Consider the following 346-nt stretch of genomic DNA (forward strand, 5'->3'; position numbering starts at 1 on the left):
CGCCGCCGACCACGCCCGGTAGCTGTGCGTCTTGGCCGGTAACACCAGCCGACCACCACCCATATACTGGTTGTAGAGCGTCGTCAGGTCCGCCCACAACACCCGCCAGCTGTAGGCGTCCACCACCAGATGATGCACCACCAGCCCCAGCTGCGTCTGCCCCGGCAAGACCACCAGCACCAGCTGGCAGAGCGGACCAGTGGCTTCCAGAGCCTGCCCCCGCAAGGCCAGCAACTGCCGGTCCCGCTCGGCAAGGGCCTGCTTTTCAGGCAAGTGACTCAGCGACAGCACCACCAGTGCAGGGGGGGCTTCGTCGGGGCTGGGCGTGTACTGGCGCACCCAGCCA

1 protein-coding gene is annotated in these 346 nt (G+C 67.3%); it reads right to left on the minus strand.

The genetic code is table 11. The features are described from left to right. On the minus strand, positions 1–346 hold a 346-nt coding region (locus J2I48_RS28140), incomplete at both ends, for a condensation domain-containing protein (protein WP_207338867.1).

This window comes from Fibrella aquatilis (assembly GCF_017353255.1).
Lineage (GTDB): Bacteria > Bacteroidota > Bacteroidia > Cytophagales > Spirosomataceae > Fibrella > Fibrella aquatilis.